Origin of the sequence: Curtobacterium sp. AG1037 (assembly GCF_003349855.1) — a bacterium.
In the GTDB taxonomy this organism is placed as follows: Bacteria; Actinomycetota; Actinomycetes; order Actinomycetales; family Microbacteriaceae; genus Curtobacterium; species Curtobacterium citreum.
Window position 1 is genome coordinate 322,728 of sequence record NZ_QQAO01000004.1, and the last position, 16,150, is coordinate 338,877.

Below are 16,150 nucleotides of genomic sequence, written 5' to 3' on the forward strand. Positions count from 1 at the left end.
GCCCCAGCGTAGGCGCGGTCCCCGTCACGCCCGCGCCCACCCGCCGCCGATGTGCACCACGAGCCCCTGCAGCTCTGCGAGTGCCAGCGCGTCGGCGACCTCGGCCTGCGACATCCCCGAACGGACGACGATCTCCGGCTCGACGAGCGGACGCCGGCCGAGCGCGTCGAGGACACGGAGCACCTCGGGATCCGTCCGCGCCCCGACGAGCGGGTCGGTCCGAGCGCGGTGGCGGGCGGTCCCGGCACGGCGCGGGTCGTCGTGCTCCCGGCCGTCGGGCGAGCACGACCCCGGCGCCGGGACGTCAGCGACAGAGGTCTCCGCCACGACCGCGCGGACCGGGTCGTCCGGACGCACGACGATCTGGGCCCGCCCGTCGGCGACCAGCCGGTGACACCCCACCGACGCCGACGACGAGAACGCCCCGGGGACCGCGAAGACCGGCCGGCCGAGCTGCGCGGCGTGGTGCGCGGTGTTCAGCGCCCCCGACCGAGCGCCCGCCTCGACCACGACGGTGGCGTCGCCCAGCGCAGCGATCAACCGGTTCCGCGCCAGGAACCGCCAGCGACTCGGCCTGGTGCCCGGCGGTGACTCCGCCAGCAGACGACCCTGCCGGGCGACGGTCCGGAGCAGGTCGGTGTTGCCGACCGGGTAGAGCTGGTCGATGCCCCCGGCGAGCACCGCGACGGTCGTCGCCCCCGCAGCCAGGGCGACGCGGTGCGCGACGGCGTCGATCCCGTAGGCCCCTCCGCTGACGACGGCACACCCCGAGTCCGCCGCGGCCGAGGTGATCTCGGCCGCCGCCTCTGCGCCCGCGACCGTGTTCGCGCGGGACCCGACGACCGCGAGCGTCGCCGGGTCGTCAGCCCGTGTGCCGATCGCCCAGAGCACGACCGGCGCGTGCGGTCCGAGGTCGTCCACCCGATCCGGCCACCCCGGAGCCCCTGGGACGAGCAGTCGCGCCCCGACCGCGAGCGCCGCACCGACCGTGTCGGCAGGACGTCGCGCCCGGAGTCGCGGTCCCCAACGTCCGACGGCCGCCCGGAGCGCCGTCCCGAGGGCGTCGGGATCGTCAGCACCCGCAACGTCGTCCTCGAGGGCGGTCCACAGGAGTCCCCGGAGTCCGGCATCCCCGGTCCCGATCGCCCCCTCGACGGCGCGGAGGGCGCGCTCCGCTCCGCACGCAGCGAGCAGCGCGCCCGCCACGCCGTCGCCGGGCTCCACGAGCGCGGACCACACCACGCGGGCCGCCGCCTCTCCGAGGTCGACCCCGTGGACCCCGGGCCCGAGGGCGGTGCCGACCAGGTCCCGCCATGCCTGCTGCCGCATCAGAGCGCACCCCTGAGCGCGAGGGCCTCGTGCACGTGGTGGGTCGCAGGCCGCTCGGCACCCTCGAGGTCGGCGAGCGTCCAGGCGAGTCGCATGGTCCGGTCCCACCCCCGCATGGTCAGCGTGCCGAGGTCGAGCGCCCGGTCGAGCGTCGCCGTCGAACCAGGCTCGGACCGCCCGGCCCCGCGGAGCCAGGCCCCGGACACCTGCGCGTTGCTCGTCCATCCCGTCCCGTCGAGCCGCGCACGTGCTCGGTCCCGCGCACCGACCACGAGCGTCCGGGCCTCGGCGCTCGTCGGTGTCCCGCCGTCCACCGCCCGGATCGACGCCGTCGTGACACGTGGCACCCGGACCCGGATGTCCAGCCGGTCGAGCAAGGGACCGGACATCCGGGCGAGGTAGCGCCGGACGGTGGACGGCGGGCACTCGCACGGCTGCGTGCCCTGTCCGGCGTTCCCGCACGGACACGGGTTCGCCGCGAGCAGGAGCTGACACCGCGCCGGGAACTCCGCCGCGCCCGCCGCCCGGTGCACCGTCACCGTGCCGGACTCGAGCGGCTGCCGGAGGGCGTCGAGCACCGCGCGCGGGAACTCCGGCGCCTCGTCGAGGAACAGCACCCCTCGGGTCGCGCGCGACACCGCGCCCGGGCGGACCGTCCCGCTGCCCCCGCCGATCAACGACACCGCGGACGCCGAGTGGTGCGGCGCCTCCCACGGCGGCCGGGTGGTCCACGAGGCCGCTCCGGCACCGGCGACCGACCGGACCGTCGCGAGCTCGAGCGCAGCCTCGTCGTCGAGGTCCGGTAGGATCCCGTGCAGGCGCTCGGCGAGCATCGTCTTCCCCGCTCCCGGAGGCCCGAGGAGCAGCGCGTGGTGGCCCCCGGCCGCCGCGGCGATCACCGCCCGTACGCCGATCGGGTTGCCGACCACGTCCGCGAGCTCCGCTGCCGGGGCGGGTGCGGCCGGGAGCTCGGGCGCGAGCACCGGGTCCACCTGCACGGACGGCAGCAACGCTCCCCCGGCGATCGCCGCCGCGCGCAGCGAGTCCACGCCGACCACCTGCACGCCGGAGACCACGCGCGCCTCGGCCAGGTTGCCCACGGGCAGCACGACCCGCTCGATGCCGGCCTCGCGCGCGGCGAGCAGCATCGGGATGACCCCGTGCACCGGTCGCACGCGGCCGTCGAGCCCGAGCTCCCCGACGTAGGCCGTCCGCTCGGACACGTCCGGTGCCACCTCGGCGGCGGCGAGCACGGCCATCGCGATCGCCAGGTCGAACCCCGACCCGCGCTTCGGGATCGCGGCCGGGGTCAGGTTCACCGTGATCCGCCGGGCCGGGAGCGGCGACCCGGCGTTGGCCGCGGCCGCCCGCACGCGCTCCCGGGCCTCGCCGAGCGAGGTGTCCGGCAACCCGATGATGCTGAAGCCCGGCAGCTGGCTCGTGAGGTGCGCCTCGACCTCGATGCACCGCGCCCGCACCCCGAGCAGCGCGATCGCGGACGTCCGTCCGACCCCGCTCACAGCACGCCCTCGACGTGCTCGACGCCGTGACGGTCGCCGTCGAGGTGCACCGCCACCGCGTCGATGCGGATGAACGGCGCACTCGTCTCCGGGTGCTCGCGGAACCACTGCGGCACGAGCTGCCGCAGCCGGGCGGCCTTCGCCGGAGTGATCGCCTCGAACGGATGTCCGGCGGTCGGCCCGGTGCGGGTCTTCACCTCGACGAAGACGAGCGTGCCCCGATCCCACGCGACGACGTCGACCTCACCGGACCGACACCGCCAGTTCCGGTCGACGATCCGGTACCCCTTCGCCACCAGCCAGTCGACGGCCAGCGCTTCCCCCGTCGCTCCGATCGCCCTGCGACCTGTGTTCGTCCGTTCCACGGCGTCACCTCCGCCATTCACGATGACGGCGACTGATCACCTCGCGGCGGTCGTTCCCGGATCGGTGGAGAACACCGCGCCAGGAATGCGTTGTGGAGGAACGACGGAACCCCGGACGACACGAGGTCGTCCGGGGTTCCGGGGAGTATCAGTGCACTGGAACTCAGTGCGCTGCTGCGTAGGCTTCCTGCACCTGGGTGGAGATACGGCCGCGGCTCGAGACCTCGTACCCGTTCTCCTTGGCCCATTCGCGGATCTTCGCGAGTTCTTCCGAGTTGCCACGCTTCGGTGCCGACTTCTGTGCCGAGGCGGAGCCCGAACCGGAGCGACGGCCGGACACCTTGCGGGCGGCCGCGACGTAGTCGGAGATGGCCTCGCGGAACTTGTCGACGTTGTCGTCGGACAGGTCGATCTCGTAGTTCGAACCATCGAACGCGAATTCGACCGTGCGGCCTTCACCCGCGGCGATGGGGGAATCGTCGAGGTCGTCGACGAGCTGGACGGTGACCTTCTGTGCCATGTCTGCTCCTGTTGTCAGTGGATGTTTCCACTGCAGGTTAGCGGAATGCGCCGCCGAATGTCCGACGTGACACCGCATTTCCCCGGAGAACATTCTCCGACAGAAAACGACGTTCACTCGTCGAGTGCGAGTTCCTTCGGCAATTCGAGTTCACGCGACGTGAGTTCCTCGACGTTCACGTCCTTGAACGTGAGCACACGCACCGACTTCACGAACCGGTCGGAACGGTAGACGTCCCAGACCCACACGTCACTCATCGACAACTCGAAGTAGAAGTCGTGCTCGGTGTCACGGCGCACGAGTTCGACCTCGTTCGCCAGGTAGAAACGCCGCTCGGTCTCGACCACGTAGCGGAACTGCGACACGACGTCGCGGTACTCGCGGTACAGGGCCAGTTCGACCTCGCGGTCGTAGTCGTCGAATTCGTCGTCATCCATCGCTCCGACAGTCTACGGCGACACGGGGCGACCGTCGCACCGGTTCAGCGTCCGACGACCTCGAGTTCGTCGAAGCCGTCGAGCGCCACCGACGAGGCCTGGTGCAGCCAGCTCTTGCGGTGCAGGTCGTGCGCCCCGACCGCGCGGATCGCGTCGTAGTGCGCGGTCGAGCCGTAGCCCTTGTTCGAGGCCCACGCGTAGTGCGGTGCGTCCTCGTGCGCGGTCGTCATCAGGCTGTCGCGTTCGACCTTCGCCACGACCGACGCCGCGGCGACGGAGGCGCAGTCCCGGTCGGCCTTCACGCGCACGACCACATCGAGTGACCCGGTCGGCGGGTGCATCGTCGGCGGCACGGCGCGGGACAGCCAGTCGAACGATCCGTCGAGCACGACGACCGCGCCCTCGAGGTCGAGACCGTCCGCGACGAGCGACCCGAGCGCGGCAGCCCCGGCCTGCCCGAGCGCCGGGACGATGCCCTGCTCGTCGACGACCTGCGCCGAGGCCATCCCCACCGCGGTCCGCGCCCACCGCCGGACGACGGGGACGAGTTCGGTCCGGCGGGCGGCCGACAGCAGCTTCGAGTCCGCGAGCCCTTGCGGCACGCGCCCGACGTCGAGCGTGACGGCGGCGACGCCGACCGCGACCGGTCCGGCGATGGCGCCGCGACCGACCTCGTCCATGCCGATCACGGTGACGCGACCGGCCGCCAGCAGCCGCTTCTCGACGCGGAGGGAGGGACGGACGGCGGTCACTCGTCCCGCTGCTCCACGCCGGCGAAGACGTCCGGGTAGTCGTCGAGCCACGTCCAACGGCTCGTCGGCCACGAGATGACGAAGGCTCGTCCGGTCACGTCGGACAGCGGCACGAAGCCCTTCGACGGGGTGTCGCCGTTGTACCGGGAGTCCTTCGAGTCGTAGCGGTTGTCGCCCATCACCCAGATGGTGCCCTCGGGGACGGTCACCGAGAAGTTCGTGCCGGACGCGCGGGTCTCCCCCACCGGCAGCTTGAGGTACGGCTCCTTGATCGGCACGCCGTTGACCGACATCTGCCCGAGCTCGTTGCAGCAGGACACCTTGTCGCCGGGCAGACCGATCACCCGCTTGATGAGGTGGTCGTCGCTGTCGCCGGTGCCGAGCCCGACCTGCGTCAGGAGCCAGTCGATGGCCTTCGCGGGCTGCGTGTCCGGAGCGACCTTCGGCACGTCGGCGCCGCTGAGCCATCCCCCCGGGTCCTTGAAGACGACGACGTCCCCGCGCTTCAGGCTGACGACGTCCGGCACGAGCTCGTTGACGATCACCCGGTCGTTGATCTGCAGGGTGTTCTCCATCGACGCCGACGGGATGTAGAACGACCGGATCAGGAACGTCTTGACGAGGAACGAGACGAGCAGCGCGGCGACGAAGATGATGACGAGGTCGCGGAGGAAGGTGAGGACTCCGTTCGCCTTCTTCTTCTCGGTCCGCGGGCGCCGGCCCGATCCCTGCGTCGTGTCCGTCATGTCCGCTCTCGTTCACACCCGTGCGCGCCGGAGCGAGCAGGTACTGCAGTCCGGGTCGCCGGTGGACGACTTCCCGGACGACGGGAAAGGCCCCCCGTCGATGCACAACCGTACATGGACGAGGGGCCCGCAGCGGCACCCGCCTCGCGGGGCTCACTGTGAAGGCGATCAGGCGTCGCGCTTCTCCTTGATCTTGCGGCGGGCCGCCTTGCCGCGCAGCTCGCGCAGGTAGTACAGCTTCGCGCGACGGACGTCACCACGGGTGACGACCTCGATGTGGTCGATGATCGGCGAGTGCACCGGGAACCAGCGCTCGACGCCGACCTGGAAGCTCACCTTGCGGACCTTGAAGGTCTCGCCGAGGCCGTGGCCCTGACGCGCGATGACGACGCCCTGGAAGACCTGGACGCGCGAGCGCGTGCCTTCGATGATGTTGACGTGCACCTTGATGGTGTCGCCGGGGCGGAAGTCCGGGACGTCGGTGCGCAGCGACGCTGCGTCGACGTGGTCGAGGAGCTGGCTCATGATGGGTTCACTCTCTGCGGACGCGCACGGGTCGCCGCGGATCGGTTGTGGAAAGAATGGTGTGTACCCGGAAACGGCGACTCCCCCGTGGCAGAGTCCAGCCAGGGCACAGCGATCAATCTTGCCACAGAACCGCGGACCCCGCCAACCGGTGCAGGATGGACGAATGATCGAACTCCGTACCGCCGCCGAACTGGACGGCCTGCGCGCCGCCGGCCGGTTCGTCGCCGACGTCCTCGACGAACTGCTCACGACGGTCGACGTCGGGGTGAACCTGCTCGACCTCGACCGCGTCGCGGCCCGGATGATCGCCGACCGGGGCGCGGTGAGCTGCTACGTCGACTACCACCCGTCGTTCGGCAACTCCCCCTTCGGCAAGAACCTCTGCACGTCGGTCAACGACGCGGCGCTCCACGGGCTGCCGTACGACCGCGTGCTCGCGGACGGTGACCTCGTCAGCCTGGACTTCGCTGCGAGCGTCGACGGCTGGGTCGCGGACTCCGCGGTCACGGTCCAGGTCGGCGCACCCCGCGACGAGGACCAGCAGCTCATCGCGACCGTCGAGCGCGCACTGGTCGCCGGCATCGAGCAGTTCCGCCCGGGCAACAAGCTCGGCGACGTCTCGTACGCGATCGGTCGCGTCGCGAAGGACGCGGGCTACAGCGTCAACACGCAGTTCGGGGGACACGGCGTCGGGCGCACGATGCACGGCGAACCGCACGTCCCGAACGACGGCCGACCCGGGCGCGGCCTGAAGCTGCGACCGGGACTCGTGGTCGCCATCGAGCCGTGGCTCATGCAGGGCACGGACGAGCTGGTCCAGGACGAGGACGGCTGGACGCTGAAGAGCGTCGACGGCTCGCGCGCCGCGCACGTCGAGCACACGGTCGCCGTGACCGATGCGGGTCCCGAGGTCCTCACCCTGCGTCGCGCGCAACGGTCCGACGCCACCCACTGACGGACTGGAGGCGCGGTGCCAGCCAGCACTGTGCCTCCTGCCCGTCAGGCACGACCGGTCTACGAGTCCGGCAGCAGGTCCGGACGGACGCGCCGCGTCCGCTCCACCTGCTGCTCGTGCCGCCACGCGGCGACGCGGGCGTGGTGCCCGCTCAGCAGGACGTCCGGGACCTCGAGGTCCCGCCAGACGGCGGGCTTCGTGTACGAGGGGTACTCGAGCAGGCCGTCCTCGTGGGACTCCTCGACGAGGGACTCCGGGTTGCCGACGACGCCGGGGACCAGGCGTCCGACGGCCTCGATCATGGCCATGGCCGCGACCTCGCCGCCGTTCAGCACGTAGTCGCCGAGCGAGAGTTCCACCACCGAGCAGCGGGACGCCGCCCACGCGAACACCCGCGCGTCGATGCCCTCGTACCGCCCGCAGGCGAACACGAGGTGCTCCGACGTCGACGCGAGCGACCGCGCGATCGACTGCCGGAACGGGGTACCGGCAGGGGTCGGCACGACGAGGGTGGACGAGCCGTCCTCGCGCAGGACCGACTCGAGCGCCTGGGCCCACGGCTCGGGCTTCATCACCATGCCGGCGCCGCCGCCGTACGGGGTGTCGTCGACGGTGCGGTGCCGGTCGGTCGTCCACTGCCGCAGGTCGTGCACGTGCACGTCGAGCAGACCGTCGACGCGCGCCTTGCCGAGCAGGGAGACGTCGAGGACCGAGAAGAACTCGGGGAAGATCGTGACGATGTCGATGCGCACGGCGGCCTAGGAGATCGTCTCGGGCCGCGAGGTGTCCTCGGGGTCCTCGAACAGGCCGGTCGGCGGCGTCACGGTCACCGTGCCGGCCTCGATGTCGACCGACGGCACGATCGCCGAGACGAACGGTACGAGTACCTCGCCGCGGTCCGCGGTGTCGATCGCGAGCAGGTCCTGCGCCGGCAGGTGGTCGACGCGTGCGACCGACCCGACCTCGACGCCGTCCCGCAGGACGCGGAGCCCGACCAACTGGTGGTCGTACCAGGCGTCGTCCTCGCCGGTCTCGGCGTCGGCGTCCTGTTCGACCCAGAGGATCGCCCGTGCGAGGGTCTCGGCGGCGGTGCGGTCCCCGATGCCCTCGAAGAAGGCGACCGGGTGGCCGTTGTACCAGCGGAGCTCGTCCAGCGTGATGGTCTTGCCCGACCACGGGGACTCCGCAGGCACCTGGAGCGTGAACTCCGCTCCTGGCGTGAACCGACGATCCGGGTCGTCGGTGTAGAGCTCGAGCTTGATGCCGCCCTTGAGCCCGTGCGCCTTCGTGATTCGACCCACCCGGAGCTGGGTCGTCTCCCTAGGAATCGGTGTCGACCACGTCGACCCGCACCCGCTTGCCGTCGGCGAGAGCCGAGACGAGGGTGCGGAGCGCCTTCGCGGTCCGTCCGGCGCGACCGATCACGCGGCCGAGGTCCTCGGGGTGCACACGCACCTCGAGGACCTCGCCCCGCGCGGAGGTGGAACTGGCGACGCGCACGTCGTCCGGGTGATCGACGATCCCCTTGACGAGGTGCGTCAGCGCGGATTCGAGCAAGGAATCAGGCCTCGGTCGTCTCGGCGTCGTCCGACGCGTCGGCAGCAGGGGCCTCGGGGGCCTTCTTCTCCGACTTCGGCTTGAGGACCGGCTTCTTGGCCGAGTCGGCCACGAAGGCCTGCTTCGGCTCGGCGACCTTGACGACGGACTCGGTGTTGCCCTCGCCCTTGAACTTGCCCCAGTCGCCCGTGAGCTTGAGGAGCGCCGCGACCTGCTCGGTCGGCTGCGCGCCGACGCCGAGCCAGTACTGGGCACGGTCCGAGTTGATCTCGATGACCGAGGGCTCCTCGGTGGGGTGGTACTTGCCGATCTCCTCGATCACGCGACCGTCGCGCTTGGTGCGCGAGTCGGCGACGACGACACGGTAGTACGGCGCACGGATCTTACCGAGACGCTTGAGACGGATCTTGACAGCCACAATTGCTCCTGTTGCGTGTTGTTGTGGTTGAACCGGAACCGCGGGCGTGGGGGCACGCGCGGTGGAAGCTCGAAGGGAGTCGCGCACTGCTGGATAGAGGGTCGAGCAGACGCGATTCGACCGTTCATTCTTGCAGATCTCCGGCTGAGAAGCGAGCCGAGACGCGCCGGAGATCGTCACGGTGCGAGTCGGCGGACCGCCTCCAGCGCCTCGCTCGTCGCCCGGACGGCGTCCACACCGCGCGCGTCCCGGGCGCCGCCCACCACCGCGAACGGCACACCGGCGGCGCGGAGGCGCGGCACCAGTCCGTCGGCGGCGGTCGCCGCTGCGGCCGGGCTCGGTTCCTGCCCGGCGCACACCACCACGTGGTCGGCCGGCACGGCGCGCTCCTGTCCGTCCTCGTCGCGGATCCAGAGCCGCCCCGGCTCGACGCGGAGGTACTCCTGCACCCCGCCGACCATCCGGACGCCAGCGTCCCGCAGCCGTCCGACCGCCACCCACCGGGAGGTGATGCCCACCCCCTGCCCGAACTTCCCGGACCGCCGCAGCACCGTGACGTCCGACCCCGGCCGGAGCACCCGTTCGGCGGCCGGCTCGCGCTGCGGCACGTCGCCGAGGACCTCGTCGGACACCGCGACGTCCCACCGCTCGCCGAACTCCCGTGCCCGGACGACCTCGTCGGGCGACTCGACCAGGAACGCCGCCGTGTCCACCCCGATGCCGCCGCCCCCGACGAGCGCGACGGTCCCGGCCGGGACACCGTCCCGAAGCGCGTGCTCGTAGCTCACGACGTGCGGCAGGTCGGCCCCGGGGACGTCGAGGGTGCGCGGGACCACCCCGACCGCCACCACGACCGCGTCGCTGCCGAGCAGGTCCGCCACGTCCGCGGGGTGTCCGGTGCGGACCACGGCGCCCCGTTCCTCGAGCTCGGCGCGGGCGGCCCGGACCGTCGCGGCGTAGTCCTCCTTGCCCGGGACGAGCGCCGCGAGGTCGAACTGGCCGCCGAGCCGGTCGTCGGCCTCCCACACCGTGACGCGGTGCCCCCGCCGCGCGGCGTCCACGGCCGCGGCGAGGCCGGCCGGACCGCCGCCGACGACGTCGACCCGCTTCGGCCCGTCCGTCGGGCGGGACGGGAACGCGAGCTCACGGCCCGCGCGCGGGTTCACCAGGCACGAGACCGGCGCACCGACGATCGACCGGTCCAGGCACGCCTGGTTGCAGCCGATGCACGTGTTCACGAGGTCGAAGCGACCGGCAAGGGACCGGTCGACGAGCGCGGGGTCGGCGAGGAACGGCCGCGCGAGGGCGACCGCGTCGAGCAGGCCGTCGGCGAGGACCGCCTCGCCGTCGCGCAGGTCGGTCATCCGGTTCGAGGCGATGACCCGCACGTCGGGGAACGCGGACGCCCGGACGACCCGGGCGATGCGTTCGGCGTACGCGAGCCACGCACCGTGCGGCACCGCGGCCTGCACGGTGGGCGTCCGGGACTCGTGCCAGCCGATGCCGACCGAGATCCCGTCGAGCCCGAGGGGCAGCAGGTCGTGCACGAGCGCGTCCACCTCGGCGTCGGTCGTCGACCCCGGCATCAGGTCGGCCCCGGAGAGCCGGATCGTCACGGCCAGGTCGGGCACCGCGGCGCGCACCGCACGGACGACCTCGACCGCGAACCGCCGGCGCTTCTCCGGCGTCCCGCCCCACGCGTCGTCGCGCAGGTTCGTGAGCGGTGACTGGAACTGGTTGATCAAGTACCCCTCGGACGCCATGATCTCGACACCGTCGAACCCGATCGCCCGCGCCGACCGGGCCGCCGCGGCGAAGTCCTCGACGGTCCGCTCGACCTCGGCCGCCGTCAGTTCCTCGGGCACGACCCCGCGTGCGGCCGCCCACGGCAGTGCCGACGGTGCCACCGCGCGCTGCTGCCGCCCGTGCCGGTCGAGCACGCCCTGCACCAGGGCGTAGCGCCCCGCGTGGAAGAGCTGGGCGAGGATCGTCCCACCCTCGTCGTGCACGGCGGCGACGGCCACCCGGAAGCGCTCGTCCGCTCCCCCGGCGCCGAACACCGCGAAGTCCGGGCCACCACGGGCCTCGTCGCTCACCGCGATGCCGCCGGTCACGATGCACGCGGCACCGCCCGCCGCCCGCTCCCGGTAGAACGCGGCCATCGCGGCGCCGCCGTCGTCCAGCACCTCGAGCCCGGTGTGCATCGACCCCATGAGCACGCGGTTCGACAGGCGCAGCGGCCCCAGGGTCCACGGCGAGGAGACGACGGCGAGCTCGGGCACGGCAACGTTGCGCATGCCACCACTCTGCCGGACGCCGCGCCGGGCGCCGTGTTCCTTGTGCCGACCCTCCAACATCACGGGCAGGATGGCCGCATGGACATCCGCTTCACCGAGTCCCGCCCGTCGACCCTCGGCGTCGAGTGGGAACTCCCGCTGGTCGACCGGGACACCGGCGACCTCGCGCCCCGCGCCCCCGCCGTCATCGCCGCCGTGCAGGAGCGCCTCGGGGACCACGACCGGGTGACCGAGGAGCTCCTCACGAACACGGTCGAGGTCGTCACGGGTGTCCACGAGACCGTCGGCGGTGCCACGTCCGAGCTCTCCGGGATCATCGGCGAGGTCATCGACGCGGCCGAACCCCTCGACGCCCAGGTGATGTGCTCCGGCACGCACCCCTTCGCGGTGTGGGACCAGCAGGAGATCACCGCCGACAGCGAGCACTACACGACGCTCATCGACCGGACGCGCTGGTGGGGCCGGCAGATGCTCATCTGGGGTGTCCACGTGCACGTCGGCATCGACGACCGCGACAAGGCCGTGCCGATCATGAACGCGATGCTCGCGTACGTCCCGCACCTGCAGGCGTTCACCGCGTCGAGCCCGTTCTGGGCCGGCACCGACACGGGCTACGCGTCGAACCGCGCGCTCATGTTCCAGCAGCTCCCGACCGGCGGCCTCCCACCCTCGATCGGCGCGTGGTCCGGCTTCGAGACCGTCGTCGACGACCTGACGAAGACCGGCGTGATCGACGGGTTCAAGGACCTCCGCTGGGACATCCGGCCCTCGCCGGGCTGGGGCACGCTCGAGAACCGCGTGTCCGACGGCGTCTCCACCCTGCACGAGGTCGGCGCGGTCACCGCGTTCGTGCAGTGCCTGGTCACCGCACTGTCCGACCGGCTCGACCGCGGCGAGACGCTGCCGTCGATGCAGCCCTGGTTCATCCGCGAGAACAAGTGGCGCGCGGCCCGCTACGGCATGGAGGCCGAGATCATCACGAACGCGGCCGGCGACGAGCGCCTGGTCACCGATGAGGTGCACGACCTGGTCGAGCGGCTCGACCCGATCGCGGAGCGGCTCGGCTGCCAGCAGGAGCTGCACCACCTCGACACGATGATCGCGGACGGCGCCTCGTACCAGCGCCAGCTCCGGATCGCGCAGGAGCACGGCGGCGACCTCCGCGCCGTAGTCCGCCACCTGGTCACCGAGCTGCGCGACTCGCTCTAGACGCGACCCGCGAACGGACAGGAGGCCCGTGGCGGGATCGCCACGGGCCTCCTGTCCGTCATCCGGTCGCGACTAGCGACCCAGGAACTTCTGCAGGCTCGCCATCTCTTCCTCGGTGGGAGCCTTGGGGTTCTTCGACCCGCCGAACCCGAAGCCCGAGCCGCTCGGCGTCTGCTGCTGCGGCTGCGCCGCGGCACCCGACGCCAGCGCCGCGCGCTTGGCGGGGTTGCCGACCTTCTTCTTCTTGGCGCCGCCCTGCTGCTGCTTCTTCTTGCCGCCGTGCATGCCCGGGATCGGACCCATGCCCGGCATCTGCGGCACACCGCCGCGCGCGACGGTCTTCATCATCTTCGCCGCCTGCTCGAAGCGGTTCACGAGGGCGTTGACCTCGGTGACGGTCGTGCCGGAGCCCTTGGCGATGCGGAGCCGCCGCGAGCCGTTGAGGAGCTTCGGGAGCTGGCGCTCCTGCTTCGTCATCGACTGGATGATCGCCTCGGTCCGGACGATCTCGCGCTCGTCGAAGTTGTCGAGCGCCTCGCGCATGCCCTTGGCACCCGGGAGCATCCCGAGCATGCCCTTGATCGAGCCGGCCTTGCGGAGCTGCTGCATCTGCCCGAGGAAGTCGTCGAGTGTGAACGAGTCGCTCGCGATCTTCTCGGCGACCTTGCGCGCCTCGTCCTCGTCGAACGCCTGCTGCGCCTGCTCGATGAGGGACAGGATGTCGCCGAGGTCGAGGATGCGGCTCGCCATGCGGTCCGGGTGGAACGGCTCGAAGTCGTCGAGCGACTCGCCGGTCGACGCGAACATGATCGGGCGGCCGGTGACGCTGGCGACCGACAGGGCCGCACCACCGCGGGCGTCGCCGTCGAGCTTCGACAGGACGACACCGGTGAAGTCGACGCCCTCCTGGAAGGCGCGCGCGGTGTTCACGGCGTCCTGACCGATCATCGCATCGATGACGAACAGGACCTCGTCCGGGTCGACCGCCTTGCGGATGTTCGCGGCCTGCTTCATGAGCTCCGCGTCGACGCCGAGACGACCGGCGGTGTCCACGATGACGGTGTCGTACTGCTGGTCGACGGCGGCCTTGATCGCGTTCTTCGCGACCTTCACCGGGTCGCCGACACCGTTGCCGAGCTCGGGGGCGAAGACGTGCACGCCGGCCTGCTCGCCGACGACCTGCAGCTGCTGCACGGCGTTCGGACGCTGGAGGTCCGCCGCGACGAGCATCGGCGTGTGGCCGTCCTTCTTGAGCCACTTGCCGAGCTTGCCCGCGAGGGTCGTCTTGCCGGCGCCCTGCAGGCCCGCGAGCATGATGACCGTCGGTGGCCGCTTGGCGAACTCGAGCCGACGCTGCTGCCCGCCGAGGATGCCGACGAGCTCCTCGTTGACGATCTGGACGACCTGCTGCGCCGGATTGAGGGCCTTGTTGACCTCGTCCGAGAGCGCGCGTTCGCGGATGGATGCGGTGAAGGACTTGACGACCTCGAGCGCGACGTCCGCGTCGAGCAGGGCCCGGCGGATCTCGCGGACGGTGCCGTCGACGTCGGACGGGGACAGACGACCCTTGGTCCGCAGGTTGCGGAAGGTCTCGGTCAGCCGATCGGAGAGTGAGCCGAATTGCGCCATGATCCGTCGATTCTACAGGCCGCACCGCCGGACCCCGGGACCGCGGAGGATGTCCGTCCGCTGCACTCCCGCCCGGGTTGTTGGACGGAGTCCAGGAACTGCCGTAGCGTGCTCCCCGTGGTGGAACTCGAGATCATCCGGTGGCCCGGACTCCTCGACTACGAGGAAGGCGTCGCCCTGCAGCGCGCGTACCACGCCGACGTCGTCGCAGGACGCTCGCCCGGGGTCGTCGTCCTCTGCGAGCACCCGTCGGTGTACACCGCCGGACGCCGGACCGAGCCGTCCGACCTGCCGACGGACGGCTCCCAGGTGGTCGAGGTCGACCGGGGCGGGCGCATCACGTGGCACGGTCCCGGGCAGCTCGTGGCCTACCCGATCGTCCGGCTCCCCGCACCGCTCGACGTCGTCGCGTGGGTCCGGGACCTCGAGCAGGTGGTGCTCGACACCGCGGCGTCCGTCGGGCTCAGCGCGCAGCGGGTCCCCGGGCGCAGCGGCGTGTGGCTGCCCCGACCGGGCGAGGACGGACCCGGCGCCCGATCCGCCGGGCCCGTCGCCGGCGACGACCGGTCCGGCCGCACCCTCGACAAGGTCGGCGCGATCGGCCTGCACGTCGCCGAGGGCGTGTCGAGCCACGGCATCGCGGTGAACTGCGACAACGACCTGACCCCGTACGCCGCGATCGTCCCGTGCGGCATCGCCGACGCCGGGGTCACGACCCTGAGCCGAGCGACCGGACGGCACGTCACCGTCGACGAGGTCGCCGCCGCGGTCGGGCACCGCATCGAGGAGGCCGTCGCGGGCATGCACGCCGGCGTCCGGATCAGCTCGACCGGTCACGCCGGTCCCACCAGCACGCGACAGGAGGTCGCCGCATGACCCTCGCCCCCGAAGGCCGCCGGATACTCCGCGTCGAGGCCCGCAACGCCGAGACGCCCATCGAGGTCAAGCCCGCCTGGATCAAGACGCGGGCGGTGCAGGGCCCCGAGTTCCGCGAGCTGGCCGGCCTGGTCCGCGACAAGCAGCTGCACACCGTCTGCCAGGAGGCCGGCTGCCCGAACATCTTCGAGTGCTGGGAGGACCGCGAGGCCACCTTCCTGATCGGCGGCTCGCAGTGCACGCGGCGCTGCGACTTCTGCCAGATCGACACCGGTCGGCCGGAACCCCTCGACCGCGACGAGCCCCGACGGGTCGCGGACTCGGTCGCCGAGATGGGCCTGAAGTACGCCACGGTGACGGGTGTCGCCCGGGACGACCTCGACGACGGCGGTGCCTGGCTCTACGCCGAGACCATCCGCGCGATCCACGAGCACTCCCCCGGTACGGGCGTCGAGATCCTCGTCCCCGACTTCAACGGACGCCCCGACCAGCTCGGTCAGGTGTTCGACGCCCGCCCCGAGGTCTTCGCGCACAACGTCGAGACCGTGCCGCGGATCTTCAAGCGCATCCGGCCGGCGTTCCGCTTCGACCGGTCACTCGACGTCATCACGCAGGGTAGAGAAGAGGGACTCGTGACGAAGTCGAACCTGATCCTCGGGATGGGCGAGGAGCGCGCCGAGGTCGAAGACGCCCTGCAGCAGCTCCACGACGCGGGGACCGACATCATCACCCTCACCCAGTACCTCCGACCGTCGCCCCGGCACCTGCCGGTCGCGCGGTGGGTGAAGCCGGAGGAGTTCGTCGAACTCCGCGAGGTCGCCGAGCGGATCGGGTTCGCCGGCGTCCTCGCGGGCCCCCTCGTGCGGTCGTCCTACCGCGCCGGGCGACTGTGGGCGCGCGCGACGGTGGCACGGGGCGGCGCGGTGCCGCCGTACCTGTCCCACCTGCTCGACGCGACGCCCGGGCGCCAGGCCGTCTGACGTCCGCCGACGCGACCGGGAGACGGGCGGGC

At 71.9% G+C, this 16,150-nt stretch carries 18 protein-coding genes; 4 read left to right on the plus strand and 14 right to left on the minus strand.

Going from position 1 to position 16,150, the window contains the following annotated elements; genetic code table 11:
* Nucleotides 1-24: 24 nt before the first annotated feature.
* The 8 genes from dprA to rplS all read right to left on the minus strand — a co-directional run bounded on the left by dprA (nt 25) and on the right by rplS (nt 6,194).
* Nucleotides 25-1,329: a DNA-processing protein DprA gene (dprA, locus tag DEU32_RS08275; RefSeq protein ID WP_114850073.1), complete on the minus strand. Its 1,305-nt coding sequence runs from the start codon at nt 1,327-1,329 to the stop codon at nt 25-27.
* On the minus strand, nt 1,329-2,849 hold the full coding sequence (locus DEU32_RS08280) for a YifB family Mg chelatase-like AAA ATPase (RefSeq protein ID WP_114850074.1): 1,521 nt from the start codon (nt 2,847-2,849) through the stop codon (nt 1,329-1,331). The genes dprA and DEU32_RS08280 overlap by 1 nt, the downstream gene beginning before the upstream one ends.
* Nucleotides 2,846-3,214 carry a YraN family protein gene (locus tag DEU32_RS08285; RefSeq protein WP_114850075.1) on the minus strand — a complete coding sequence of 123 codons (369 nt, stop codon included), beginning with the start codon at nt 3,212-3,214 and terminating at the stop codon, nt 2,846-2,848. Before DEU32_RS08285 ends, DEU32_RS08280 begins: the two co-directional genes overlap by 4 nt.
* A gap of 163 nt (nt 3,215-3,377) precedes the next feature.
* The gene (locus tag DEU32_RS08290; protein ID WP_114850076.1) at nt 3,378-3,734 is read right to left on the minus strand and encodes an Lsr2 family protein; all 357 of its coding nucleotides are present in this window, start codon (nt 3,732-3,734) and stop codon (nt 3,378-3,380) included.
* Between the two features lie 113 nt (nt 3,735-3,847).
* Nucleotides 3,848-4,171, minus strand: coding sequence for a DUF2469 family protein (locus DEU32_RS08295; protein ID WP_058742034.1), 324 nt, complete (start codon nt 4,169-4,171; stop codon nt 3,848-3,850).
* A gap of 44 nt (nt 4,172-4,215) precedes the next feature.
* Nucleotides 4,216-4,923, minus strand: a complete 708-nt coding sequence (locus tag DEU32_RS08300) for a ribonuclease HII (protein WP_180225439.1) — start codon at nt 4,921-4,923, stop codon at nt 4,216-4,218.
* Nucleotides 4,920-5,669: a signal peptidase I gene (lepB, locus tag DEU32_RS08305; RefSeq protein WP_058742032.1), complete on the minus strand. Its 750-nt coding sequence runs from the start codon at nt 5,667-5,669 to the stop codon at nt 4,920-4,922. Before lepB ends, DEU32_RS08300 begins: the two co-directional genes overlap by 4 nt.
* A 168-nt stretch (nt 5,670-5,837) precedes the next feature.
* Nucleotides 5,838-6,194 carry a 50S ribosomal protein L19 gene (gene rplS / locus DEU32_RS08310; RefSeq protein ID WP_058742031.1) on the minus strand — a complete coding sequence of 119 codons (357 nt, stop codon included), beginning with the start codon at nt 6,192-6,194 and terminating at the stop codon, nt 5,838-5,840.
* Nucleotides 6,195-6,360: 166 nt separating this feature from the next.
* Here rplS and map point away from each other — a divergent pair, with 166 nt between their 5' ends.
* A complete protein-coding gene (gene map, locus DEU32_RS08315; RefSeq protein ID WP_114850077.1) occupies nt 6,361-7,152 on the plus strand; it encodes a type I methionyl aminopeptidase in 792 nt (263 codons plus the stop codon).
* A 59-nt stretch (nt 7,153-7,211) separates the two neighbouring features.
* On the opposite strand, the gene trmD is transcribed toward map, so the two are convergent.
* From trmD to DEU32_RS08340, 5 genes are all read right to left on the minus strand, one after another.
* A complete protein-coding gene (gene trmD, locus DEU32_RS08320; protein WP_114850078.1) occupies nt 7,212-7,904 on the minus strand; it encodes a tRNA (guanosine(37)-N1)-methyltransferase TrmD in 693 nt (230 codons plus the stop codon).
* 6 nt (nt 7,905-7,910) lie between these two features.
* Nucleotides 7,911-8,453, minus strand: a complete 543-nt coding sequence (rimM, locus tag DEU32_RS08325) for a ribosome maturation factor RimM (protein WP_181819233.1) — start codon at nt 8,451-8,453, stop codon at nt 7,911-7,913.
* 19 nt (nt 8,454-8,472) lie between these two features.
* The gene (locus DEU32_RS08330; RefSeq protein ID WP_022902329.1) at nt 8,473-8,709 is read right to left on the minus strand and encodes an RNA-binding protein; all 237 of its coding nucleotides are present in this window, start codon (nt 8,707-8,709) and stop codon (nt 8,473-8,475) included.
* A 4-nt stretch (nt 8,710-8,713) separates the two neighbouring features.
* Nucleotides 8,714-9,127: a 30S ribosomal protein S16 gene (rpsP, locus tag DEU32_RS08335; protein WP_058742027.1), complete on the minus strand. Its 414-nt coding sequence runs from the start codon at nt 9,125-9,127 to the stop codon at nt 8,714-8,716.
* A gap of 176 nt (nt 9,128-9,303) precedes the next feature.
* Complete coding sequence (locus tag DEU32_RS08340; RefSeq protein WP_114850080.1) at nt 9,304-11,424, minus strand: FAD-dependent oxidoreductase; 2,121 nt, start codon at nt 11,422-11,424, stop codon at nt 9,304-9,306.
* A gap of 78 nt (nt 11,425-11,502) precedes the next feature.
* Here DEU32_RS08340 and DEU32_RS08345 point away from each other — a divergent pair, with 78 nt between their 5' ends.
* Entirely contained in the window at nt 11,503-12,633 is a 1,131-nt protein-coding gene (locus tag DEU32_RS08345; RefSeq protein WP_114850081.1) for a glutamate--cysteine ligase, read from the plus strand.
* 72 nt (nt 12,634-12,705) lie between these two features.
* Here DEU32_RS08345 and ffh read toward each other — a convergent pair whose 3' ends face one another.
* Nucleotides 12,706-14,262 carry a signal recognition particle protein gene (ffh, locus tag DEU32_RS08350; RefSeq protein WP_114850082.1) on the minus strand — a complete coding sequence of 519 codons (1,557 nt, stop codon included), beginning with the start codon at nt 14,260-14,262 and terminating at the stop codon, nt 12,706-12,708.
* Nucleotides 14,263-14,379: 117 nt separating this feature from the next.
* On the opposite strand from ffh, the gene lipB reads away from it, so the two are divergent.
* Both lipB and lipA read left to right on the plus strand, forming a co-directional pair.
* The gene (lipB, locus tag DEU32_RS08355) at nt 14,380-15,138 is read left to right on the plus strand and encodes a lipoyl(octanoyl) transferase LipB (protein ID WP_114850083.1); all 759 of its coding nucleotides are present in this window, start codon (nt 14,380-14,382) and stop codon (nt 15,136-15,138) included.
* Nucleotides 15,135-16,118, plus strand: coding sequence for a lipoyl synthase (gene lipA, locus DEU32_RS08360; RefSeq protein ID WP_181819234.1), 984 nt, complete (start codon nt 15,135-15,137; stop codon nt 16,116-16,118). The genes lipB and lipA overlap by 4 nt, the downstream gene beginning before the upstream one ends.
* Nucleotides 16,119-16,150 lie beyond the last annotated feature (32 nt).

What these genes read in the sequence shown, in the direction of transcription:
- ffh (WP_114850082.1), bottom strand. Translation starts at nt 14,262, where the DNA reads ATGGCGCAATTCGGCTCACTCTCCGATCGGCTGACCGAGACCTTCCGC.
- DEU32_RS08340 (WP_114850080.1), bottom strand. Translation starts at nt 11,424, where the DNA reads ATGCGCAACGTTGCCGTGCCCGAGCTCGCCGTCGTCTCCTCGCCGTGG.
- DEU32_RS08290 (WP_114850076.1), bottom strand. Translation starts at nt 3,734, where the DNA reads ATGGCACAGAAGGTCACCGTCCAGCTCGTCGACGACCTCGACGATTCC.
- rplS (WP_058742031.1), bottom strand. Translation starts at nt 6,194, where the DNA reads ATGAGCCAGCTCCTCGACCACGTCGACGCAGCGTCGCTGCGCACCGAC.
- map (WP_114850077.1), top strand. Translation starts at nt 6,361, where the DNA reads ATGATCGAACTCCGTACCGCCGCCGAACTGGACGGCCTGCGCGCCGCC.
- DEU32_RS08295 (WP_058742034.1), bottom strand. Translation starts at nt 4,171, where the DNA reads ATGGATGACGACGAATTCGACGACTACGACCGCGAGGTCGAACTGGCC.
- lepB (WP_058742032.1), bottom strand. Translation starts at nt 5,669, where the DNA reads ATGACGGACACGACGCAGGGATCGGGCCGGCGCCCGCGGACCGAGAAG.
- lipA (WP_181819234.1), top strand. Translation starts at nt 15,135, where the DNA reads ATGACCCTCGCCCCCGAAGGCCGCCGGATACTCCGCGTCGAGGCCCGC.
- dprA (WP_114850073.1), bottom strand. Translation starts at nt 1,329, where the DNA reads ATGCGGCAGCAGGCATGGCGGGACCTGGTCGGCACCGCCCTCGGGCCC.
- DEU32_RS08345 (WP_114850081.1), top strand. Translation starts at nt 11,503, where the DNA reads ATGGACATCCGCTTCACCGAGTCCCGCCCGTCGACCCTCGGCGTCGAG.